We start from the raw sequence: 22,922 nt of genomic DNA, 5'->3' as shown, positions 1-22,922 counted from the left end.
CCCGCTAGACTGAGGTGCATGGCTTTGACACCCGAACAGCTCGCAGACATCCGCACCCGCATCCCCGCCCGTCCGCAGACGGACATCCCGATGCCGTACGAGGACCTGGTCCGCAAGATCCTGACCGAAGGCACGCTGAAATCCGACCGCACCGGTACCGGCACCATCTCGCTGTTCGGGCAGCAGATGCGCTTCGACCTGTCCGAGTCGTTCCCCCTGCTGACCACCAAAACCGTGTTCTTCAAGGGCATCGCCTACGAGTTGCTGTGGTTCCTCAAGGGGTCGAGCAACGTGCGTTGGCTGCAGGAGCACAACGTGCACATCTGGGACGAATGGGCCGACGAGAACGGCGACCTGGGCCCGGTGTACGGCGTGCAGTGGCGCAGCTGGCCCGCCCCGACACCCGAGGATCCGAATCGCACCATCGATCAGATCGGCAACGTGCTCGACCTGATCCGCACCAATCCGGATTCGCGCCGCATGGTGGTCAGCGCCTGGAACCCGGCCGAGGTGGAGCGGATGGCGCTGCCGCCGTGCCACGCCCTGTTCCAGTTCTATGTCGCCGACGGCAGGCTGTCCTGCCAGCTGTATCAGCGCAGCTGCGACATGTTCCTGGGAGTGCCGTTCAACATCGCCTCCTATTCGCTGCTGACGCTGATGATGGCGCAGCAGGCCGGTCTGGAACCGGGGGAGTTCGTGTGGACCGGTGGCGATTGCCATGTGTACGACAACCACATCGACCAGGTGCTCGAACAGCTGGGGCGTGATCCGTACCCCTATCCGCAGATCCGCATCCGCAAGGCCGATTCGCTCTTCGAGTACGACTACGACGATTTCGAGATCGTGAACTACCAGCATCACCCCGCTATCAAGGCACCGGTCGCGGTCTGAGCCGCCCTATACACTAAGTGCCAGTTCCACGTTACCCAAGGAGTGAATGAAATGGAGCACGATAGTAGCCTCAGCGGCTATCACGAACCCGAGCCCGGGACAGCCGGGCTTGAGGAAGCTGAGGATTGGGGCGATGATTTCCCCAAGACGTTCTCGGTGAACCTGATTTGGGCGGAGGCGCATGACAAGGAAGGTCACGCCGGCGCAATCGGCGTCAACGGCGGCATGCCGTGGCACCTGCCCGAGGACCTCAAACATTTCACGGAGCTGACGATCTCCCACCCGGTCATCATGGGCCGGCGCACCTGGGAATCGCTTAGCGCCAAGTACCGGCCGTTGCCGAACCGCGACAACATCGTGGTTTCCCGAAACACGAACTATGCGGCCCCCGGCGCGATCGTGGTCGGCGACCTCGAAGCCGCGCTCGACCTGGCCCGTCAGGAGGCGATTCCGGACGACGGCATGGACCGCAGCGAAATCTGGATCATCGGCGGCGCCCAGTTGTTCACCGAGGCGCTGCCGCAGGCCGATAAGGCGTTCGTGACGCAGATTCGCGCCGATGTGGAGGCGGATACGTACGCGCCCGACATGGAGGCGCTGGTCGAATCCGGCCTGTGGCAGGAGGCCGAGAAATCGCCGTGGCTGATGCCCGCGAAAACCGGTGACGGAATCCGCGGATTCCGGTATGTCACCTATCGCAAAACCCGCTGACGCTTGACGGAGGATTTTCACCATGACCACCCACCCGTATACCGTGATGACCGTTTGCACCGGCAATATCTGCCGTTCCCCGATGGCCGAGATCATCCTGCGCGCCGAGTTCGAGCGTCGCGGGCTGGCCGACCGCGTGCGCGTGATGTCCAGCGGCGTCAGCGACGAGGAATACGGCAATCCGATCGACCGTCGCGCGGTGCGCGTGCTCAAGGCGCGGGGCTACGAGCTTCCCACGCGGCATTTCGCCCACCGTATCGAGCCTGACGAGATTGCCGAAACCGACCTGTTCCTGCCGATGACCGCGTCGCACATGCGTGCGCTGAAGCGACAGCTGCCGGCGGACAAGCAGGCTGAAGTCCACATGTACCGCAGCTTCGATCCGGACCTGCGGCAGCCGGCCGCCGGTCGCGAGGATGAGATCGACCTGGTCGACCCCTGGTACGGCGGCACCCACGAGTTCGAGGTCGCCATTGACCAGATCGAGCATGTGGCCCCGTATATCGCCGACTGGGTCGAACGCCAGCTCGCTTGACAGTGTGAGTCTGCCGATTCATCCGTGATGGCATCAGTGATGGCCGGTCGCAGGAATGCGACCGGCCATCATGGGTTATAAGGGCGGGGCCAGCTCGCAAAGGAAAAGGAAAAGGAAAAGCCCCGCGCGATGGCGGGGCGACGGTGGTGGCTCCGAGCGGCATCGATCCGCTGACCTAACGATTTTCAGTCGTTCGCTCTACCAACTGAGCTACAGAGCCATGAGCGACCCCGACCGGACTTGAACCGGCGACCTCCGCCGTGACAGGGCGGCGCTCTAACCAACTGAGCTACGGGGCCGTGGCGTTCTTTCGGAAAAGAAGCCAAGAAGAGATATTACATGGTTCTGCGCATTATGCAAATCGTGTCGCCGGCGTGTCTTCCGCCTGCTTCCGAATGAAGGTGTTTCGGCCGTCATCCGTTTCTCGGGGGAGGGGGTGAAAGCAAAAACCCCGCACAAGGCGGGGTGGTGGTGGCTCCGAGCGGCATCGATCCGCTGACCTAACGATTTTCAGTCGTTCGCTCTACCAACTGAGCTACAGAGCCATGAACAGTTGAAAAAACCCGGTAAAAACCGGGTCTTAACCATTCGCGACCCCGACCGGACTTGAACCGGCGACCTCCGCCGTGACAGGGCGGCGCTCTAACCAACTGAGCTACGGGGCCGTGGTGTTCTCTGAACGAGAAGCCGAATAGAAATATTACTCAGATTGGCGCAGAGCGCAAGTTACCGCGTGTCGCGTTGGAATTTCGCGGTTTTGGGGGGTTCGGGAAACCTGCGGTCGCGTCAGTCGACAAGCGCCATTTCGATCGGGATGCTGCCGAGGGCGGTCTGCCAATGGTCCGTCCATTCGGTGCCGTCGTGCGAGCCGAAATCGTCAAGCAGGTCGGACCAGTCGTATCCGTCGGGAAGGTCCCGTGTGTCGACGCAGGTGCCGTCCGGCAGGCAGAGCTGCCCGTCAAGCTGGGAATAGTCGCCGGATTCGTACCAGACCTCGGGGTGCTCCTCGACGTAATCGACCGTGAAACCGACCGCCCATACGGCCAGGGCGATGACGGCCACGAAGAACAGCGTGCCCAGGGCGCTGATGACGATACCGGCGATGGTCAACCCCTTGCTCTTCTCATGGGATTTGTTGATCTGGACCAGTGCGATGACCGAGAGGATCAGGCCGACCGGCGGAATGATGAACGCCAGCACGAATCCGGCGATGCACAGGCCGTTCCAACGGTCGACTTGCGTGGGCTGTCCGTAATAATAGCCGTAGGGTTGCGCCCCGTACGGCGCCCCGTAGGCGCCGGGCTGCTGGTAGCCGTTCTGATACGTCGTGCCCTGCTGCTGGTAGCCGTTCTGATACGTCGTGCCCTGCTGCTGGTAGCCGTTCTGGTAGGGGGCTCCCTGCTGGTATGCGGCGCCGTATTGCTGGGTGTACGGCTGCTGGGAGGGCTGGGTGTACGGCTGTTCGGGCTGCGGGGTGAAGGACTGCTGGTCGGAGGGCGCGGCCCCATACTGCGGGGTGCCGTCCGGGCCGTTCTGCTGCGGTGCGAAGGGATTCGAATCTGTCATGATTCCAGAGTACCCGCAACGCCGGTGCATCGCGATTGCGGGGTTGCGGGATGGAATGCGATCGGGGCGCGGCCCCATGCGGAACCGCGCCCCGACCACGTTGCCGGCATCGGCCGGAAGGGATGCGTCAGTCGGCCTGCTTCCAGGTCTCGACGTCGATGTGATGCTCCGGGTTGGCCTGCCAGGCCTCCCAGGCGGACTTGACGATGTCCTCGACGTTGTACTTGGCGTGCCAGCCCATCTCCTCGTTGATGCGCTTCGGGGAGCCGATCAGGTGCGGCGGGTCGCCGGCGCGGCGCGGCATGACGGTTTCGGTGAACGGCAGGCCGGTCACCTTCTTGACCTCGTCGACGATCTGGCGGACCGAGGTGCCTTCGCCGGTGCCGACGTTGAACACGTCGTACTTGCGCTCGTCGCGGTCGAGGTAGTCGAGGGCGGCCACATGCGCGTCGGCAAGGTCGGAGACGTGGATGTAGTCACGCACGCAGGTACCGTCGTCGGTGGGGTAGTCGTCGCCGAAGATCGCGGGCGCCTTGCCCTTCTTCAGGCGGTCGAACAGCATCGGGATCAGGTTGAGGATGGCCGGGTCCTCAAGCTCCACGGGGCCGCAGCCGGCCACGTTGAAGTAGCGCAGGCCGCAGAAGCGGATGTCGTAGGCGGTCTCGCAGGCGCGGGCCATCCACTCGCCGAACAGCTTGGTCTGGCCGTACGGGTTGATCGGCAGCATCGGCACCACGTCCTCGGGCACCACGTCGACCGGCGGGACGCCGTAGGTGGCCGCGGAGGAGGAGAAGACGAGCTTCTTGACACCGGCGTCGCGCATGCCGACGAGCACGTTGAGCATGCCGTTGATGTTCTGCTGGTAGTACCACAGCGGCTTCTCGACGGATTCTCCGACCTGCTTGCGGGCGGCGAAGTGGATGACGGCTTCCACGCCTTCGGCCTTCATGATCTCGGCCAGGCGCTCGCCGGCGCCGGGGGCCGAGACATCCATGCCGTACAGGCGGGAGCCTTCGATGCGGGTGGGCTTGCCATAGCTCAGGTCGTCGACGACGACGACCTGCTGACCGGTCTGATGGAGGGCGTGAACGACGTGGGCGCCGATGTAGCCGCACCCGCCGGTGACGAGAACAGTCATGTTCCGACCTTTCATTCATCGGAGTTTGGTGTGCGGATGCCGTGTGAACATCCGCTGTTCACTTTTGCTCCAGTTTTGTTATTTTTTGAACAGTTTCAGTATAGCATGAGAACACGAACGCACAAACGTGTGTTCGTTCGCGCGTTTCCTCTATAACTAAGGGTATGCAGGAAGACATTCGTGAACAAGAGGAATCCCAGCTGTCCGCGGACGTGACGCCGCAGGAGGCGTCGCGGTCCGACGGCGATGCGGGGCAGGAGGCGCGGCGCGGCCGTCCGGTGCTTTCGTTCGTCCGGCGCTCGGGGCGTCTGGACGCGCGCCTGCAGCGGGCGTGGGACAGGTATGCGGGGGAGTATCTGCTGGACGTGAACGCCGGCGAGGGGTCGCTGACTGTACGTCCCGGCGTGACGTTCGACGGTGCGTACGTGCGCGAGATGTGGGGCAATGACAACCCGCTGATCGTGGAGATCGGCACCGGGCAGGGCGAGAACGTCGTCGCGGCCGCGGCCGCGCACCCCGAACTCAACTTCCTGGCGCTGGAGGTGTACGATCCGGGCGTCGCCCACACCCTGCTGCTGGCCGGCAAGCAGGGGCTCGGCAACCTGCGCGTCGCCCAGGTCAACGCGCCGGAACTGTTCAAGGTCATGGCGGACGGCGTGGCACAGGAGGTATGGACGTACTTCCCCGACCCCTGGCCCAAGATGAGGCACCACAAGCGCCGCATCGTGCAGCCGGAGCTCGCCGGGCTGGTCCATCGTGCGCTGGTGCCCGGCGGCGTATGGCGCATCGCCACCGACATCGAGGACTACGCGCTGCACGTCCATGAGGTGATGGACGCGATGCCGGGCTTCGAGAACGTGGGCGGCGTGACCGTGAGCCTGCCGACCGAGCATGTCGGCAAGGGCAACGCCGACCTGGCCGTGGACCTGCCGCACGCCGACTTCGTGGAATCGCCCCGGTTCGAGGGGCGCGTGCTGACCAACTTCGAGCGCAAGGGACTCGAGGCCGGCCGTGTGATCCATGACTTCGCCTACCGCACCGTATAGGCGACACGCCGTGTTGCGAGTGCGATGGCGCTCGCCTATACTTTCTATTTCGTTGCCCCCATCGTCTAACGGTTAGGACACCAGACTTTCAATCTGACAACGAGAGTTCGACTCTCTCTGGGGGTACAAACCTGAAAAGCCCGCTTCGGCGGGCTTTTCTCGTATTCCGGCCCATGTTCCCCGAATGGGGAGGGCGATGAGAGAGGAACGGATATGACGGACGACAAGAGCGTCAACGAGCCGCAGTCGACGGGTGCGGCGGTCAAGGCCGCGCTCGCGGTCGTGATCGTCTCCGCCTGCCTGGAGGGATGGGGGCTGCACACCTCCATCCGCGAGGCGCATGAGCGCTGCGGCGCGTGAAGGTCGAGGAGGGGTCGCTGATCGGCTTCTGGCGGCGCACCAAGTCGACGGAACTGGCCTCGGTGATGATGGGGGACACGCTCGCCCTGATCGGTCTGGCGTTCGCCGGACTGGGCATCGGCCTGTCGATGATCACCGGGGACGAACTGTATGACGCGATCGGCGGCCTGCTGGTCGGTCTGGTGCTGATCGCCGGCTCGGCGGCGCTGATGTTCAAATCCGGGTCGCTGCTGCTGGGCGAGAGCATCAGCGACCGCACGCGTGGCCGTGTCGTCGCCGCCGTCGAGTCGACCGAGGGCGTGGAGCGCCTGATCAACATGCAGGCCCTGCACATGGACGAGGACGCGGTGCTGCTGTGCCTGAAGGTGCAGACCTCGAAGCTGGATCGCGACTTCGACGTCGACACGGTCAACAAGATCGAGGCCAACATCCGCAAGGCGCTGCCCTGGTACGAGTGGGAGATCTACGTGGAGCCCGACCTGTGGCGCAAGACCGGCGAGTGGCGGGGCGCATCCGACGACTGATACGGAAGGCCGCGGAATCCGAAAGGAGTCCGCGGCCTTGCTCGTATTGCGCCACCAGCGGCATGATTGTCTACACTGGACAACACCGGAATCCGGCTCGAGGATGCCGGGCGGAGCGGAGCGATCGGAGAACGGAGACGGATATGGGCACATCATCGGCGGACAGCGGCATGTCGTTCACGTCTTCGGACTTGGCGTTGCTGGATGACGACCGAAGCGGCGGCCGCTCGAACATCGACCTGCGCGTCCTGCGGTATTTCCTGGCGGTCGCCGATGAAGGCAACATCACCTGGGCCGCCGAGCTGCTGCGGATTTCACAGCCCACCCTCTCCCGGCAGCTCAAGGGATTGGAGGATGCGCTGGGTGTGACGCTGTTCCATCGCGGCCCGCATCAGATTTCGTTGACGCCGGAAGGCCGGCTGCTGCGCGAACGCGCCCAGGAACTGGTGCAGTTGGCGGACAAGATGGAGCGTGAGGTGCGGGAGCTGCATGGTTCGTTGTCCGGAATCATCGCCATCGGTTGCGCGGAGACGCACAGCATGGATTGGCTGGCCCGGTGCATCGCGGCGTTCCGGCGGCGGTACCCGGAGGTGGAATTCGAAGTGCGCACCTGCACGGCCGACGTGACGGGTGACCGGTTGGAACAGGGGCTGGCCGATCTGGGATTGGTCACCGAACCATTGGATGTGAGCAAATACGACTACCTGCGCACGCACATCGATGACAGGTGGGGCGTGCTGATGCGCGCCGACGATCCGTTGGCGGAACTGGATGAGATCCGCCCCGATGATTTGGACGGAAGGGCGTTGATTCTGCCATTCCGCGAGGAGGTGCGCAGCGAGCTCATCAGCTGGATGGGCGGGTCGTTGCGTTCGGTGGCGGTCGCCGGCCTATGCGACCTGAGCATCAACGTGATGACGATGGTGCGCGGCGGGGTCGGGCTGGCCATGTCGTTCGGTCTCGGCGTCGCCGAGGACCTGCGCTTCAAACCGTTGAATCCCGTACTGGAATCCGGTGGCGCCGTCATCTGGAAACGGGGGAGGACGTTGAGCCCGGCCGCAGCCGCCTTCGTGGAGTTCCTGCGCACCGAAGGACGGCATATCGCCTGCTGACTGTGAACGATCAGGCCATACCCGGCGCGCATGGACATCCCGATGGGTTGCGATTCGACGCTCCCGGGCAGGTTGTAGTCAATATTCCAAGGCGATGCCGATGGCTCACAGTTCGCAATCGCCGGATTGAGTCATGCCCGGCACGTATGGGCGACACGGCCCGACGGACATTGGCCCGGCCCGGGCTGTGCGGATACAGTCGATGGATTGACGAATCACGGTGAAGGAGGAACCATGGATAGAATCGAACGCACGGAAGCCACGATGCAGGAGCTGTTCCACCAGCCCGCCGTCACCACGGAGGGCGCGGACCCGGAGTTCATGCGCATCCTGCAGCGCTTCATCTTCGGCGATGTCTGCCACACCGGCAGTTTGGACAACCGGATGCGCGAGCTGGTGACCGTCACCGTACTGGCCACGCTCAACACGTTGCCGCAGCTCCAGGCGCACACGCAGGCCGCATTGAACGTCGGTTGCACGCCGGTGGAGATTCGTGAAGCCGTCTACCAGTGCGCGCCGTTCATCGGATTCCCGAAGACGCTCAACGCCATCGGTGCCATGAACGAGGCGTTCCAGGCCGCAGACATCACGTTGCCGTTGCCCGAGCAGGCCACGGTGACCGAGGACACGCGCCAGGAGAAGGGGCTGGAGCTGCAGGCGCCGCTATACGGCACGGAGATCAAGGACCGATACACGTGGCTGCCCGGCGACTTCGCCGCATTCGTGCCGCGTATGCTCACCGAGCTGTGCTTCGGCGACTACATGAGCCGTGGCGGTCTGGACGGCAAGACGCGTGAACTGCTGACCGTGGTGCTGCTGGCCGCGTTGGGCGGCGCCGAGGTGCAGGTCAGGAGCCATGTGGAGGGCGCGTTGAAGGCGGGCAACTCCAAGGAACAGATCGTCTGCGCACTCGTGCACGCCGGCTGCTACATGGGTATTCCGCGTCTGTTCAACGCGTTGAACGCCTGCAAGGATCTGCTGTCAGAGCGCGATGCCGTGTGATTGTTCGAGCGTGGCGTAGGCCATGCGGTATTTCTCGACGCGGCGGCGATCCTCGTCGGTCACGGTGCGCAGACGGCTGAGGTTCATGTTGTCCCGCAGGTCGCTCATCTTGACCTCGCGGGCGATGCGTCCGGCATGGGCGACGGCTGGATCGCCGGAGGCGCAGGCGTCCGCGATGCGGCGCACATAGTCCATGTAGGAGTCGCCGGGCCTTCGCGTGTCCAGCTGGACGGCCGCCACGATCTCGGCGGGGAATCCGAGGGCCAGCAGTTCGTCGGCGGTCGTGTCGGTATCCTCCAGCAGATCGTGCAGCCATCCCGCGATGCGGCCTTCCGGGGACGTGCACCCCTGCGAGACGCGCTGCGGATGCGTCCAATAGTCGGCGCCGGCCTTGTCCACCTGGCCGGCGTGACGTTCCCGGGCCAGACGTTCGGCGAGTTTCAGCAGGTTCGTGGTATGGAGCATCATGACTCCTAATATATAAGGTGTGGCATGTGGTCGTGCGGCGCGCAACATGCCTGCGATACCTAGCGATTTCCCAGTTTCATCGTTAGAATGAAACCGTTGGCCGCCCTCGATGGCGAGCGGCCCGCAGTCATATGACACAGACTCAAAGGAGGTCTTGTATGGTCTATCGCATGATTCTCAACCAGGAGGCGTACTTCGGCCGTGGTGCGATCAAGCAGATCCCGGATGTGGCCAAGGCGCACGGCTTCACCAAGGCATTCATCGTCACCGATCCGGTGCTGATCGAGACCGGCACCGTCAAGAAGGTCACCGATGTGCTCGACGAGGCCGGCATGCCGTATGAGATCTTCAGCAATGTGCAGCCGAACCCGCCGGTCGAATGCATCAAGGACGGCGTGGCCAAGTTCGCCGATTCCGGCGCCGACTTCCTGATCGGCCTGGGCGGTGGATCCCCGCAGGACACCTGCAAGGGCATCGGCATCGTCACCGCCAACCCGGAGTTCTCCGACGTGCTGTCGCTGGAGGGCGTGGCCGCCACCAAGAACCCGTCCGTGCCGATCTTCGGCGTGCCGACCACCGCGGGCACCGCTTCGGAGACCACGATCAACTACGTGATCACCGATACCGAGAACAAGCGCAAGTTCGTGGCCGTCGACCCGCATGACATCCCGATCGTCGCATTCGTGGATCCGGATCTGACCGACACCCAGCCGCGCGGCCTGAAGGTCGCCACCGGCCTGGACGCGCTGACCCACGCCATTGAGGGCTACATCACCCCGGGCGCGTGGAGCCTGTCCGACTGCCTGTCGATGCAGACCATCCGCATGATTGCCAAGAACCTGGCCAAGTCCGCGGACGGCGACATCCCCGCCGGCGAGCAGATGGCCTACGCCTCCTACATCACCGGCATGGCCTACTCGAACGTCGGCCTGGGTCTGGTGCATGGCATGGCGCACCCGCTGGGCGGCCGTCTCGGCGTGGCGCACGGCGTGGCCAACGGCATCCTGCTGGCGCCGGTCATGGAGTACAACAAGGACTACACCGGCGAGAAGTACCGCGACATCGCCGACGCGTTCGGCGTGGAGGATGCCTACACCGGCGACCTCGAGCATGTGCGCGACGAGGCCGTGGAGGCCGTCCGCAAGCTCACCAAGGATCTCGGCAACCCGACCACGATCTCCGAGGTCGGCGCCACCGAGGCCGATTTGGAGGGCCTGGCCCACGACGCGTTCAACGACGTGTGCACGCCGGGCAACCCGCGTCAGGCCACCGAGGAGGACATCTACGCGATCTATAAGTCGCTGATGTGATCCGATCGACGCCATAGCGTCCGGGCCCGTTCCGTTTCTCCGGAACGGGCCCTTTTGATGCATGATTCCGGTGTTTATGCGTCAGATGGTTCATTTCGGGTGGTGGTTCTGGTCTTTTTGTTGCACTGGTGCGGTGTTCGTGCGTCAAATGGTTCATTTTGCATGGCGTTTCTGGCCCTTTTGCTGCAGGGTCATGCTGTTTATGCATCAAACGGACTCCGGGCCTCTTCGCCATTGGCACATCGGAGGTTCCCGCCCGTACCCCGCCGTACAATAGGGCCTCATGAGCAATGACCAGGATGACCTGAAAATCGATTTCGCCTCGGTGTTCCCCGCGAAGGGCGACGCCCGCCGCCCCCCGGAATGGTACGGCCGCGCCCTGCTGTACACCGCCATCGCCGTGTTCCTGGCCTATTTCGCGTGGCAGTCGTGGGGCAAGGTCTCAGGCGTCGTGCTCGATGTGGTCATCTCCCTGTTCCTGGCGCTCGCCATCGAACCGGTGGTGCTGCTCCTGGTGCGTCACGGGTGGAAGCGCGGCGTGGCCTCGGCGGTCAGCCTGGTCGGGCTGGGCGCGGTGATCGCGGCGCTGCTGGGGCTGTTCGGCAACATGTTCGTCCAGCAGGCCATTTCGATGGTCAAGGGGCTGCCCACCATCTACGATGAGATCTCCCGCACGGTGGCGCAGTATACGTCGTTCAAGTTGCCGGAGATGCAGCGCCTCGGCAGCGAAATCCTCAACAACATCCAGACCTCGTGGGTCACGAATTTCGCCGGCCAGGCGCTGAGCACCACGGTCGGCCTGTTCAGCTTCTTGCTCGACCTGCTGACCGTGGTCATGGTCACCTACTATCTGTCCGCCGCCGGCCCCAAGCTGCGCCGCAGCCTGTGCCAGTGGCTCGGACCGGCCACGCAGCGCCGTTTCCTGCTCGGCTGGACCATCGTGCAGGATCAGATTTCGAACTTCCTGTTCTCCCGCACGATCCTGGCCGCCATCAACGCGGCGTGCACCGCGGTCTTCCTGGAACTGATCCATGTGCCGTACTGGCTGCCGTTGGCCCTGTTCTGCGGCATCGTCTCCCAGTTCATCCCCACCGTCGGCACCTACATCGGCGGCGCGCTGCCGGTGCTGTTCGCCTGGGGGGCGAACGGCATCATGTATGCGGTGGGCGTGCTCGTCTACATCGTGGTCTATCAGCAGATCGAGAACCTGATCCTCTCCCCGAAGATCTCCCAGCGCACGATGGACCTCAACCCGGCGATCGCGTTCCTCGCCGTGCTGGTGTTCGGCGGCGTGTTCGGCGCGTTGGGCGCGTTCCTGGCCCTGCCGATCACGGCCAGCCTGCAGGCGATCTTCAAGGTGTACACCATCCGTTACGATCTGGTCGACTCCCCGCTGATGAACGATCCGAAGCCGGTGAAGAAATCGAGAATCGTCGCCGGTGCAGAGGCGTTCAGCGACCATGTCATCAAACCGGTGAGCGACCATATGCCGCGCGCGGCGAAGGGGTCGAGCGCCCGCGTGCCCTCCGACGACAATTTCGAACGGCTGCGCGAGCTGTATCAGATGCCCACCTCCGAAGACCTCGACGGTTCTCAGACCGTGGCCATCCCCAAGCGCACGCCGTCCGCGTCCAACGGCAAACCCGTGCTGTCGGGCGCCGAGACGGATGCCGGGGATGCCACCGACGCGGATGGTGCCGATACCGCCGCGGCTTCGGTCGACTCGGATGCCGCCGCGCCCAAGCCGAACGTCGACAATCCCAGAAGCGGGTGGCGCTGATGGTGCTGCTGAGTGTACTGGATGTTCTGCTGGCCATTGTCGGCGCCGCGGGATTGCTGTATCAGGGCGTGTGCATCCTGATCTCCCTGTTCAGCAAACCGGTGCGCTTCCCGGAGGCACCGATGGATAAGCGCTTCGCGGTGCTGATCTCCGCGCGCAACGAGTCGAACGTCATCGGCAATCTCATCGATTCGATTCACGCGCAGACCTACCCGACCGATCTGATCGACATCTGGCTGGTGGCGGACAACTGCACCGACGACACCGCCGACGTGGCCCGCGGCCGCGGCTGCCACGTCATCGAACGGTTCAACCAGGAGCAGATCGGCAAAGGCTACGCGCTGACCTATCTGCTCAACCGCATGCAGTCCACCGGCGACGCCCAGCGGTACGACGCGTTCTTCGTCTTCGACGCCGACAACCGGCTTGACCCGCACTATGTTGCCGAGATGAACAAGGCGTTCCAATCCGGGTTCCGCATCCTGACCAGCTACCGCAACTCCGTGAACCTGTCCGACAACTGGGTCTCCTCCGGCTCGGCGTTGTGGTTCATCAGGGAATCCCGGTTCCTGAATTCCTCGCGCATGCGCCTGGGCACCAGCTGCCATGTGGGCGGCACCGGGTTCATGTTCTCCCGGGAGATCATGAACCGCAACAAGGGCTGGAAGTTCCACCTGCTGACCGAGGACCTGGAATTCACGATGGACTCGGTGCTGCATGGCGACCGCGTGGGGTACTGCGGCACGGCGATCCTGTATGACGAGCAGCCGGTCACGTTCCGTCAGAGCTGGCGGCAGCGTCTGCGTTGGAGCAAGGGGTTCCTGCAGGTGTTCCGCTATTACGGGCCCGCGTTGATCAAACGCGCGGTGAGGGAGCGCGACTTCTCCGCCGTGGATCTGACGTTGCTGATCTGCCCGTTCACGGTGCTCGGCGTCGTCCGTGTGGTGTTGGGACTGCTGTTCGCGGCGTTCGGTTTCGTGACCTGGCCCAGTCAGCTGGTATCCATGACCAGCTGGTTCTCCGTGATCCTCAGCAGCATGCTCTCGCTGATGGCGCTCGCGGCGTTGACGATCATCGTGGAACGCGACCAGATCGGCGCCACGAACAAGGAGCTGTTCGCCTACGTGCTGAGTTTCCCGATCTACATGCTGAGCTACGTGCCGATCTCCTTCCAGGCGATCTTCTCCAAGGCCGAATGGAAACCGATCGTGCACAAAGGGTCCTGATTGTTTCCACATCGCGAACATTCGGATAACACGCCGGGGAAGCCGCGGGGGGGGGGTATACGCTTATGAGCATGACATTAGACAATGCAATGCCATCTGCCGCATTTGGTCCGGCGCCGGTGCCCGTGGTGCCGGCGGACCCGTCGGCGGCCGTATCGATCCGTGGCCTGTTCAAAAGGTTCGAGAAGAAGGTGGCCGTCAACGGCCTGTCCCTGGACATCCCGACGGGCTCGTTCTACGGTCTGGTCGGGCCGAACGGCGCCGGCAAGACGACCACGCTGAACATGCTGACCGGGTTGCTGGTCCCGGACGCCGGCACCGCCATGATCCTGGGGCATGACGTGTGGAGCGACGTCAACCGCGCCAAGCGCATCATCGGCGTGATGCCGCAGCCGGAGCAGATCTTCGACCGGCTGACCGGCATGCAGCTGTTGGTGTATTCGGGCATGCTGCGCGGCATGAAGCGCGCCGAAACCGTCAAGCGGGCCAAGGACCTGCTGGCCGCGTTCGATCTGGAACAGGCCGCAGGCAAGATGGTCGCCGACTATTCGGCCGGCATGACCAAGAAGGTGTGCCTGGCCGCGGCGATGATCCACAGCCCGCGCATCCTGGTGCTGGACGAACCGTTCGAATCGGTCGATCCGGTTTCCAGCGCCAACCTGAAGGACATCCTCATCGAGTACGCGCATACCGGCGGCACGGTGATCATCTCCTCCCACGTCATGTCGCTGGTCGAGAAGATGTGCACGCATGTGGCCGTCATCAACCAGGGCCAGGTGTGCGCCGCCGGCACCGTGGACGAGGTCGCCGCGGGCGAGGAGCTGGAGGACCGGTTCCTGCAACTGGTCGGCGGGCGTCATGCCGCCGCGCACCTGTCGTGGCTGGACGGCGGCGCCGACGAGCCCGCCGCGCAGGCGTCGGATTCGGAGGCATGATGAATACAGTGCTGACCATCGTCCGGCTGCGGTGGGCGCTGACCTGGGCCGCGTTGCGCAAATCGGTGTGGCAGACGATCGGATACGTGATCTCGATGCTGATGGGACTGTCCGTGGTCGTCGGTGCCGGCGTGCTCGCCTGGTTCCTGGGCGACTCGGAGGTCGTGGGCCAGGTGCAGGGGTTCGCCGTTGGCCTGGAGGTGGCGGTGGTGCTGATCGGCTCGTTCGCCATGGTGATGACCGCATTCGCGCAACTCATGCTCATCGGCGAGAGTTCCACGATGAGCCCGCGCCGGCTCGAGCTGTACGGCATCCCCGACCGGATCCTGCAGGCCGGTCTGCTGGTGTCCGGATTGTCGGGCATCCCCGCCGTCTGCGCCACCGTGGCGCTGATGCTGTGGGCGATGGCCTACCGGTGGATGGGCGCGGGCGTGGTGATTACGGCCGTCATCGCCGCGCCGTTGGCCGTCATCACGTTGATGAGCGTTTCGAAGATGATCATCAACGCGGCCACCACGCTCGTCAAGTCGAACCAGGGCAAGAACCTGTTCTATCTGATTGTCACCATCGTGTTCGTGTCGGTGTGCTATGTGCCCAGCATCACGCTGAACTCGTCCGCGGATCTCGACGGTTTCGATGTCGAGACCCTCGCCGCGCCGGCCGCCGTGTTCGCATGGACGCCGTTCGGGGCGGCCTTCCAACTGCCGTTCGACGTCCTGCATGGCGCATGGGGGCCGTTGGCCGCGCGTCTGGCGATCCTGGCCGCCACCTGGGTGCTTTGCTTCATGGCATCGACCTGGTGTCTGCGCCATGAGCGGCTGGTCGCCGGCGCCTCCACGACTGCGGTGTCCCTCAAGGGCATCGGGGCGTTCTCCTGGATGCCGGACAGCGTCTCCGGAGCGGTGTCGGCCCGACTGCTCACCTACCTCAAGCGCGATCCGCGCCAGAGCCCGATGTTCGTGTTCCCGCTGATCTTCGTGGTCCTGTTCGCATTGCAGGCGCACGGCGTCACGCCGATGGTGTGGAGCGCCATGATCATGTCCTCCATGTTCCTGGCCCTGACCGAATCCAACGGTCTGGCCTATGACGGCCGCGGCCTGACCATGCAGGCGATCAGCGGCGTGCGCGGCGTGGATGACCGGCACGGCCGCGTGCGCGTCTACGCGGGCATCATCGTGCCGTACATGCTGATACTCACCGTCGTCTGCTTTATCGTGACTGGGGATTGGCGCACGCCGGACGGCATACTGATGGGCCTGACCTTCGCCGCCTGTTCGACGGGCCTGGCCCTGTGCAGCCTGGGCCTTGCCGAGGTGCTCTCCTGCGTGCTGATGTATCCGGTGCCGTCGATGGACAAGCCGTTCTCCACCCCGCAGGGACGCGCCGTGGCGCAGGGGTTCTTCCCGTTCGTGCAGATCCTCGGCATGTTCGTGCTGATGGTACCGACCGCGCTGGTCGGCGGCGCGCTGCTGCTGAGCGGCAACGGGGACCTGTACTGGGCGCTGATCCCGGTCGGCCTGGCCAACGGCGTCGGGTTCCTGATCCTTGGTTCGTGGCTTGGCGGTAAGCTGATGGATGCTCGGATGTTGTCGATCATCGCCACGGTCGATTCGTTCGCATCCCTGCAGAAGTAATCGTTCATCCATCAGGAAGGGGAGAGCGTGGCACGGAGGGCGGCAAGACGGCGTCGGCGTGTGCCGGCGGTATCCCGTCGTGCCGTCACCGTCGCGGTGTCCGCGGCGGCTACGGTCGTGCTCGCGTTCGGGTATCTGGTTGCCGACCTGACCGACGTGCTGCCCGGTCCGCTGACGTTGCGTCCGGCGCGGATCCCCGTGGTCCCGGACGCCCGCGCGGCGATCGCATCCGGCGACGTCGTCGGCGACGTCGATCGTGCGGCCGTCATCGACCAGGCGGCCGCGAACGCGCTCATTGACACACTGACGGGTGCCGACGGCGTCGGCGATGACCTGTCCGTCGCCATAGCGGACGCGGAGGGCACCATCGTCGCGGAACGCAACATCGGCACGGCACGGGAGCCCGCCTCGACATTGAAGACGCTGACGGCGCTGGCCGCGTCCGCCACGCTGGACCTGTCGGACACCCTGGACACCGAAACCTACCTGGACCAGCGCGAAGGGCAGACGCCGACGCTGATCCTCAACGGCAACGGCGACATGCTGCTCGGCGCCGGCGCCAGCGATCCCCGCCACGTCAACGGTCGTGCGGGCCTGGGCACGCTGGCCGAACGCACCGCGGAAGCGTTGCTCCAGCGCGGCATCGACCGTGTGCGCCTCGTCTACGACGACACGTTGTTCGGCGACCGGCGCAGTCCGGCGAACATCGAACGCAACAACCCCGGCAACCTGTACTACGCGCCGGTCTCGGCGATGGCGGTGGACGGTGGCCGTCACTGGGAGGACGGGCAGCCGGAGGATCCCGACCAATACACCGGGTATCCGGAACTGTCGACGCAACCCGCCGCGGAGGCCGCCGCGACCTTCGTCACACGGCTGGGGGAGTACGGCATCACGGTGGAGGGAGAGCCTTCCGCCGGGGACGTGCCGGAGGGGCTGTCGCCGCTGACGAGCGTCAGCGGCGCCCAGCTGAGCGAGGTCATGGCGTTCATGATGCGTCATTCCGACAACACGCTGGCCGAGGAATTCGGGCGGCTGACCGCGATCGCCGCCGGATACGACAATTCGCCGTCGGGTGCCACGCAGGCGGTGGCCGACATCGTCAGCGGGCTGGGCGTGGATACCGGCCAGCTGACGATGGCCGACTGTTCGGGGCTTGCCCCCGGCTCCAGACTGAACGTGCGGACGCTGATCGGCGTGCAGGCCGCCGCGCTGGCCGGCGGATCAGCTTCGTCCCTGATTGAGGGCATGTCCGTGCCCGGGCTCACCGGCACCGCGGTGGACCGGCTCGACGATGACGCCGCGGCGGGGCTGCTGCGCGTGAAAACCGGCACACTGGACGCCGTGACCGCCATGGTCGGCAACGTCTCCCGCACCAATGGCGGCGTGCTGTGCTTCGCCGTCGTGGTCAACAATCCCGAGAACGCGTGGGAGGCGGCCCGCGCCGTGGACGCGTTCATCGCCGACTTGCCGGGGCTTTGAGTCGGATGGCGTACAGCAGGCAGATGCGGGCCGCGGTGGGCATGGTGCGCACGGCGTTGGCCGGCGTGGGACTGGGCGTGCAGGATCGGCGGTTCACCCGCCACGGCGAACATGACCCGTTGCCGGACGCGCCGCTGGTGCTGGTCGCATGCTCGGGCGGGCGGGATTCGATGGCGTTGGCTGCCGTGGCGCGAATCGTGTGCGCCTCGCTGGGGGTGCGGTGCGGTGCGGTGATCGTGGACCACGGCCTGCAGGAGGGGTCCGCGGATGTCGCGGGATGTACGGCACGGCTCTGCGGAAGCCTGGGGCTTGCCCCGGTGCTGGTGCGCACGGTTCAGGTGCGACGGGACGGCGCGGGTATGGAGTCCGCCGCCCGGGACGCCCGATACCACGCATTGGCTGCGGCGGCCCTGGAGTGCGGCGCGGCGGCGGTGCTGCTGGCCCACACGCGTGACGATCAGGCGGAGACGGTGCTGTTGGGGCTGCTGCGGTCCGGCGGTGTTGATGCGATTGCGGGGATGCCTCCTGCGTTCCGTCGTGACGGGATGGTGTTCGTCCGACCGTTCCTGGACCTGAGCCGCGAGGATACGACGGCGATCTGCCGGCAGTCGGACCTGACGTGGTGGGACGATCCGACCAACGGCGAGGATGCGGAAGGGGAACTCGACGGGCGATATCCGCTGCGTTCCCGCATCCGGCATGATCTGATGCCCGCGTTGACGCGGTTCGCGCGGGCCGATGTGGCCGCGATGCTGGCGCGTGGCGCGCGGACCGCGCAATATGACAAGGCGTATCTGGACGCCGAGGCGGAGCGTGCCCTGGCCGATGTGGCGAGGTTCGCGGAAGGCGAGAGCACGCCGGCGTTGTCGTTCGACGCGGCCGGGTTGGACGCGCTGCATCCGGCGATTCGCCGGCGCGTCATAGCGCATGGGCTGGCCGCCGTCGGCATCGCCGGCAACCAGCGCCAGATCGAGTCGATCGAACGTCTGGCCACGGATTGGCACGGGCAGGGGGCTGTGAACCTTCCCGGCGGATATTCAGCGAAACGTCAGAAACACGTCATTCGCCTGTGCCAAGATGGAATGCATGAAAATCGCGGATGTTCAGGACCAGATCGACCACGAGCTGGTCAGCAGGGATCAGATCGACAGTAAAATCGCGGAATTGGCCGCGCAGGTCAGTGAGGATTATCGGGGGCGTGACCTCCTGCTGGTGGCGGTGCTCAAGGGGGCGGTCAACACGTTGGTCGCCTTCTCCCAGGCGCTCAGCATTCCCGTGCAGATGGACTTCATGAGCCTGTCCAGCTACGGCGACGGCACGACCAGCAGCGGCACCGTGACCGTGCGTCAGGACCTGTCCGTCGATGTTCGCGGCAGGCACATTCTGATCGTGGAGGATATCGTTGATTCGGGACGTACGTTGGCCTGGCTGGTCGACGAGCTGAAGCGCCGCGGCGCCGCCTCGGTGGAGGTGATGGCCCTGTTGCAGAAGCCGTCCCGGCGCGAGGTGGACGTGGACGTGAAATACAGCGGGTATGAGATCCCCGACGAGTTCGTGGTGGGGTTCGGCCTTGATTACGCCGAACGGTACCGCAATCTCGACTCGATCGCCGTGCTGAAACCGGCAGTGTATCAAGGAGCGTGACTATGGGTTTCCCTCAGGGGCCTCAGCAGCCGTCCGGCGACAACGGCGGCAACAACAACGGCAACTGGCCGATGAATCCCTTCAACCGTAACAATGACGACAACCGCGGGGGCAGCAACGGCCCCAAGCCGGTGTGGCGTTCGCCCTGGCTGTGGGGTGTGGCCATCGTGGTGCTCGCCATCCTGATGTTCCAGATGTTCGCGGGCACCGGCCGTCAGACCATCGACACCAAGGATGGTCTGGAACTGCTGGACAACGGCGTGGTGACCTATGCGGACATCATCGACAACCGCCAGCTCGTCCAGCTCGACCTGAGCCAGAACTTCACCAAGCAGGATCCGGACACCGGGCGTCAGCGCAACTACGGCAAGGAGGTGCAGTTCTACTACACCTTCGCGCAGGGCGGCGACGTGGTCACCAGCGTGGAGAAGGCCAACCCCAGCAAGGGCTGGACCTCCAGCATGCAGCAGACCAGCATCTGGAGCTACCTGATCAGCTCGATCCTGCCGTTCATCATCATCTTCGGCATCTTCTGGTTCGCCATGAGCCGCATGGGCGGCGCCGGCGGCATGTTCGGCATGGGCGGCAAGAAGAACAACGGCAAGCTGCTCGAAGGCCAGACCCCGAAGACCAAGTTCGCCGACGTGGCCGGCGAGGACGCCGCCGTGCAGGAGGTCGAGGAGATCAAGGACTTCCTCAAGGACCCCTCCAAGTACAAGGCCCTGGGCGCGCGCATCCCGCGCGGCGTGCTGCTGTACGGCCCTCCGGGCACCGGCAAGACCCTGCTCGCACGAGCCATCGCAGGCGAGGCGGGCGTGCCGTTCTACTCGATGGCCGGCTCCGACTTCGTCGAGATGTTCGTGGGCCTCGGCGCCTCCCGCGTGCGTGACCTGTTCGACGAGGCGAAGAAGAACGCCCCCGCCATCATCTTCATCGACGAGATCGACGCCGTCGGACGCCGCCGTGGCTCCGGCATGGGCGGCGGCCATGACGAGCGCGAGCAGACCCTGAACCAGCTGCTCGTGGAGATGGACGGCTTCGACAACGACACGAACCTGATCATCATCGCCGCCACCAACCGTCCTGACGTGCTCGACCCGGCGCTGCTGCGCCCGGGCCGCTTCGACCGCCAGGTGGCCGTCGAGGCCCCGGATCTGGAAGGCCGCGAGGCCATCCTCAAGGTGCACGCCAAGGGCAAGCCGTTCGTGCCGGACGTGGACCTGCACGCCATCGCCGTGCGTACGCCGGGCTTCACCGGCGCCGACCTGGCCAACGTGCTCAACGAGGCCGCGCTGCTGTGCGCCCGTGCCGGCGCCCAGCTCATCGACAACCGCGCCATCGACGAGGCCATCGACCGCGTGATGAGCGGCCCGAAGCGCAAGTCCAAGGGCATGGCCCTCGACGAGCTGCGCAACACCGCCTACCATGAGGGCGGTCACGCGCTGGTCGCCGCGGCGCTGCACCATACCGACCCGGTCACCAAGATCACGATCCTGCCGCGAGGCCGCGCGCTCGGCTACACGGCCGTCATGCCGACCGAGGACCGCTACTCGCAGTCCCGCAACCAGCTGCTCGACCAGATGGCGTACGCGATGGGTGGCCGCACCGCCGAGGAGATCGTCTTCCACGACCCGACCACCGGCGCCTCGAACGATATCGAGAAGGCCACCGCGATCGCACGCAAGATGGTCGTCGAATACGGCTTCTCCTCGCAGCTCGGCGCCATCAAGTGGGCGGACGACGACGACCAGACCACGGTCATGGACGGTCTGCAGCCTCGCAAGTACTCGGACCGCACGGCCGAGATCATCGACCAGGAGGTGCTTAAGCTCGTCGAGACCGCGCACACCGAAGCCTGGACCATCCTCAACGAGAACCGTGACGTGCTCGACGAACTGGTCCGCCAGCTGCTGGTCAAGCAGACGCTGAACGAGAAGGAGGTCGCCGCCATCTTCGCGAACATCCGGAAGGCTCCGGAACGCGAGGTGTGGCTGTCGAACGACCAGCGTCCGGACTCCGACCTGCCGCCGGTGCCGATTCCCGAAGCGCTCAAGCGTTCGGTCGGCATGACCGCCGGCGAATGATCCACGGCCGGTGATCGATGCTTTCGGTTCGGCATCCGTTCCGAATCCGGTCATCCGATGGACTGTGAACAACAATGACGAGGGGCATGCCATCCGACGATGGCACGCCCCTCGCCGTAGGAAGCAAGGGGAAACAACGATGGTCGACAATCACGGGCCGGTCTCCATCACCGTGACGGTGCGGTTGACCGAGGAACAGACGCAGGCGCTTGCCGCGGGGCAGGCCGTGGATGTCGTGGTGCGGCTTATGCCCGACGCCTCCGCCACGGACGGTTTGACACGGGCCGGCACGGACGGTTTCGCACAGGCCGGCACGGACGGTTTCATGCAGGCCGGCACAGGCGTTCCGGCGACGGCCGTTCCCGCGGACGATGGCACGCCGTCCGTCGATGGGGGCGTCGTGCGGGCCGGTGAGGGCGCAGGCGACGTTGGCGAATCCGTCCCGCGCCGCGCCGTCGTGTCCCTGGACAGCACCCTCCCGGAGGCGGAGGCGCTGTTCCGCTCCGCCATCGTGTCGCTGGACGCCATCCCCGGCAATGAGATCGAAGGCATTTCACCGTTGTATCACGTCTCCAACTTCGACGGCCCCGATGCGATGGCCGCGGTCGTACAGCTGACCACCAGGCTTGACGCGCGCGCCCTGATCGGGGCGCTGGGCGCGATCGAGGCGGCGCACGCCGATCAGCTGGACTGCGACCTGATCGATATGGAGGGCGTCGTCAGCGACGAGCCGGACTGCCGCGTGCCATGGCCGTCCGCCGCGCAACGGGCCCAGGTGCTGGCACCGTGGTTCGACATGGATCCGGACGCCCGGCTGGGCGGGGACCCGGTGTCCTTCCTCCTGGCGATGGCGCCCGACGCCGGCCGTGTCGGTGTGCTATCCGATGACTGGATCATCGGGGAGGTGCTATGAGCGTCAAACGAACCCCATGGTGGTATTACCCGGTGGCGTTGGTCATCGGCGCGTTGGGCGGTCTCGGCCTGGCGGTGGTGGACGAGCGCATGGCGACCTCGCTGCTCGGCGCGCCATGGTTCGTGGACCTGCTGCTGTTGGTGCTGGGCATCGTGGTGCTGGTGCTGGCCTTGCAGGTGCACGCCTACGCCAACACCGACCCGGCCAAACGGCCCCACGCGTTCATCAACCCCCAGCGGGCCATGATGACGCTGGTGTGCGCCAAGGCGCTGGGGTTGGCCGGCGCGGCGCTCGCCGGATGGTACGGCGGACAGGCCGTGATGTGCCTGATGCATGTGGAGGCCTCCTATTACCATGACGCCGCCGTGGAATGCGTCATCGCGCTGGTGATCTGCGTCATCGACATGATCATCGGCATCGTGAGCGAAAGCCTGTGCCAGCTGCCGCCGGACGAGGGCGCGGAGAACCCCAAACTCAAGCGCGCCGAACGCCGTCGCCGGATGCAGCAGGCCACCGCCAAGACCTCCGAATAAAAAGGCGTGCCCTTCCAAAGGAAGGTGC

21 protein-coding genes, 5 tRNA genes and 1 pseudogene are annotated in these 22,922 nt (G+C 65.1%); 20 read left to right on the top strand and 7 right to left on the bottom strand.

Annotated features, from left to right (window positions below; genetic code table 11):
* Positions 1-18: 18 nt before the first annotated feature.
* The 3 genes from OU11_RS05500 to OU11_RS05490 are packed head-to-tail and all read left to right on the top strand — an operon-like array spanning position 19 to position 2,137.
* Positions 19-891, top strand: a complete 873-nt coding sequence (locus tag OU11_RS05500; RefSeq protein WP_033515089.1) for a thymidylate synthase — start codon at positions 19-21, stop codon at positions 889-891.
* 51 nt (positions 892-942) lie between these two features.
* On the top strand, positions 943-1,602 hold the full coding sequence (locus tag OU11_RS05495) for a dihydrofolate reductase (protein WP_033515087.1): 660 nt from the start codon (positions 943-945) through the stop codon (positions 1,600-1,602).
* 22 nt (positions 1,603-1,624) lie between these two features.
* A complete protein-coding gene (locus OU11_RS05490; RefSeq protein ID WP_033515084.1) occupies positions 1,625-2,137 on the top strand; it encodes a low molecular weight protein-tyrosine-phosphatase in 513 nt (170 codons plus the stop codon).
* Positions 2,138-2,281: 144 nt separating this feature from the next.
* Here the strand turns inward: OU11_RS05490 and OU11_RS05485 are convergent.
* The 6 genes from OU11_RS05485 to galE form a co-directional block, all read right to left on the bottom strand.
* A tRNA-Phe gene (locus tag OU11_RS05485) sits at positions 2,282-2,357 on the bottom strand.
* 5 nt (positions 2,358-2,362) lie between these two features.
* Positions 2,363-2,436 (bottom strand) — tRNA-Asp (locus tag OU11_RS05480).
* 170 nt (positions 2,437-2,606) lie between these two features.
* A tRNA-Phe gene (locus OU11_RS05475) sits at positions 2,607-2,682 on the bottom strand.
* A gap of 46 nt (positions 2,683-2,728) precedes the next feature.
* Positions 2,729-2,802, bottom strand: a tRNA-Asp gene (locus tag OU11_RS05470).
* A gap of 121 nt (positions 2,803-2,923) precedes the next feature.
* Entirely contained in the window at positions 2,924-3,703 is a 780-nt protein-coding gene (locus OU11_RS08825; protein WP_052122712.1) for a DUF4190 domain-containing protein, read from the bottom strand.
* Between the two features lie 127 nt (positions 3,704-3,830).
* Positions 3,831-4,841 (bottom strand): UDP-glucose 4-epimerase GalE, encoded by a 1,011-nt coding sequence (galE, locus tag OU11_RS05460; protein WP_033515082.1) that lies wholly within the window; start codon positions 4,839-4,841, stop codon positions 3,831-3,833.
* A gap of 164 nt (positions 4,842-5,005) precedes the next feature.
* Here galE and trmB point away from each other — a divergent pair, with 164 nt between their 5' ends.
* From trmB to OU11_RS05435, 6 genes are all read left to right on the top strand, one after another.
* Positions 5,006-5,887: a tRNA (guanosine(46)-N7)-methyltransferase TrmB gene (trmB, locus tag OU11_RS05455; RefSeq protein WP_033515080.1), complete on the top strand. Its 882-nt coding sequence runs from the start codon at positions 5,006-5,008 to the stop codon at positions 5,885-5,887.
* A 54-nt stretch (positions 5,888-5,941) separates the two neighbouring features.
* Positions 5,942-6,013 (top strand) — tRNA-Glu (locus OU11_RS05450).
* Positions 6,014-6,100: 87 nt separating this feature from the next.
* Positions 6,101-6,247 (top strand): hypothetical protein, encoded by a 147-nt coding sequence (locus OU11_RS09595; RefSeq protein WP_188599648.1) that lies wholly within the window; start codon positions 6,101-6,103, stop codon positions 6,245-6,247.
* On the top strand, positions 6,244-6,771 hold the full coding sequence (locus OU11_RS08655; protein ID WP_052122711.1) for a cation efflux transmembrane domain-containing protein: 528 nt from the start codon (positions 6,244-6,246) through the stop codon (positions 6,769-6,771). Before OU11_RS09595 ends, OU11_RS08655 begins: the two co-directional genes overlap by 4 nt.
* Before the next feature lie 143 nt (positions 6,772-6,914).
* Positions 6,915-7,883: a LysR family transcriptional regulator gene (locus OU11_RS05440; protein WP_223224090.1), complete on the top strand. Its 969-nt coding sequence runs from the start codon at positions 6,915-6,917 to the stop codon at positions 7,881-7,883.
* Between the two features lie 234 nt (positions 7,884-8,117).
* Positions 8,118-8,885 carry a carboxymuconolactone decarboxylase family protein gene (locus OU11_RS05435; RefSeq protein WP_033515078.1) on the top strand — a complete coding sequence of 256 codons (768 nt, stop codon included), beginning with the start codon at positions 8,118-8,120 and terminating at the stop codon, positions 8,883-8,885.
* Here the strand turns inward: OU11_RS05435 and OU11_RS05430 are convergent.
* The gene (locus OU11_RS05430; RefSeq protein WP_052122709.1) at positions 8,865-9,353 is read right to left on the bottom strand and encodes an HD domain-containing protein; all 489 of its coding nucleotides are present in this window, start codon (positions 9,351-9,353) and stop codon (positions 8,865-8,867) included. The two genes, OU11_RS05435 and OU11_RS05430, sit on opposite strands and share 21 nt — an antisense overlap.
* Before the next feature lie 158 nt (positions 9,354-9,511).
* Here OU11_RS05430 and fucO point away from each other — a divergent pair, with 158 nt between their 5' ends.
* From fucO to OU11_RS05375, 11 genes and pseudogenes are all read left to right on the top strand, one after another.
* Positions 9,512-10,663, top strand: a complete 1,152-nt coding sequence (fucO, locus tag OU11_RS05425) for a lactaldehyde reductase (protein WP_033515076.1) — start codon at positions 9,512-9,514, stop codon at positions 10,661-10,663.
* Positions 10,664-10,946: 283 nt separating this feature from the next.
* Complete coding sequence (locus tag OU11_RS05420; RefSeq protein WP_052122707.1) at positions 10,947-12,443, top strand: AI-2E family transporter; 1,497 nt, start codon at positions 10,947-10,949, stop codon at positions 12,441-12,443.
* Complete coding sequence (locus tag OU11_RS05415) at positions 12,443-13,669, top strand: glycosyltransferase family 2 protein (RefSeq protein ID WP_033515217.1); 1,227 nt, start codon at positions 12,443-12,445, stop codon at positions 13,667-13,669. The genes OU11_RS05420 and OU11_RS05415 overlap by 1 nt, the downstream gene beginning before the upstream one ends.
* Before the next feature lie 71 nt (positions 13,670-13,740).
* Positions 13,741-14,604, top strand: a complete 864-nt coding sequence (locus tag OU11_RS05410; protein WP_052122706.1) for an ABC transporter ATP-binding protein — start codon at positions 13,741-13,743, stop codon at positions 14,602-14,604.
* A complete protein-coding gene (locus OU11_RS05405; RefSeq protein WP_188599647.1) occupies positions 14,601-16,238 on the top strand; it encodes an ABC transporter permease in 1,638 nt (545 codons plus the stop codon). The genes OU11_RS05410 and OU11_RS05405 overlap by 4 nt, the downstream gene beginning before the upstream one ends.
* Positions 16,239-16,265: 27 nt before the next feature.
* The gene (locus tag OU11_RS05400) at positions 16,266-17,720 is read left to right on the top strand and encodes a D-alanyl-D-alanine carboxypeptidase/D-alanyl-D-alanine-endopeptidase (RefSeq protein WP_033515072.1); all 1,455 of its coding nucleotides are present in this window, start codon (positions 16,266-16,268) and stop codon (positions 17,718-17,720) included.
* A gap of 5 nt (positions 17,721-17,725) precedes the next feature.
* The gene (tilS, locus tag OU11_RS05395) at positions 17,726-18,874 is read left to right on the top strand and encodes a tRNA lysidine(34) synthetase TilS (RefSeq protein ID WP_052122704.1); all 1,149 of its coding nucleotides are present in this window, start codon (positions 17,726-17,728) and stop codon (positions 18,872-18,874) included.
* Positions 18,807-19,364: a hypoxanthine phosphoribosyltransferase gene (hpt, locus tag OU11_RS05390; protein WP_033515070.1), complete on the top strand. Its 558-nt coding sequence runs from the start codon at positions 18,807-18,809 to the stop codon at positions 19,362-19,364. The genes tilS and hpt overlap by 68 nt, the downstream gene beginning before the upstream one ends.
* Positions 19,365-19,366: 2 nt before the next feature.
* On the top strand, positions 19,367-21,448 hold the full coding sequence (gene ftsH, locus OU11_RS05385; RefSeq protein WP_033515068.1) for an ATP-dependent zinc metalloprotease FtsH: 2,082 nt from the start codon (positions 19,367-19,369) through the stop codon (positions 21,446-21,448).
* 439 nt (positions 21,449-21,887) lie between these two features.
* A pseudogene (locus tag OU11_RS09485) lies at positions 21,888-22,361 on the top strand (2-amino-4-hydroxy-6-hydroxymethyldihydropteridine diphosphokinase); the annotation flags it as partial.
* Positions 22,358-22,894, top strand: coding sequence for a DUF3180 domain-containing protein (locus OU11_RS05375; RefSeq protein WP_033515066.1), 537 nt, complete (start codon positions 22,358-22,360; stop codon positions 22,892-22,894). The pseudogene OU11_RS09485 and the gene OU11_RS05375, both read left to right, overlap by 4 nt.
* The last annotated feature ends 28 nt before the right edge of the window (positions 22,895-22,922 follow it).

It is taken from the genome of Bifidobacterium pullorum DSM 20433 (genome assembly GCF_000771405.1).
Lineage (GTDB): Bacteria > Actinomycetota > Actinomycetes > Actinomycetales > Bifidobacteriaceae > Bifidobacterium > Bifidobacterium pullorum.
This window is presented reverse-complemented; position numbering and strand designations above follow the sequence as displayed.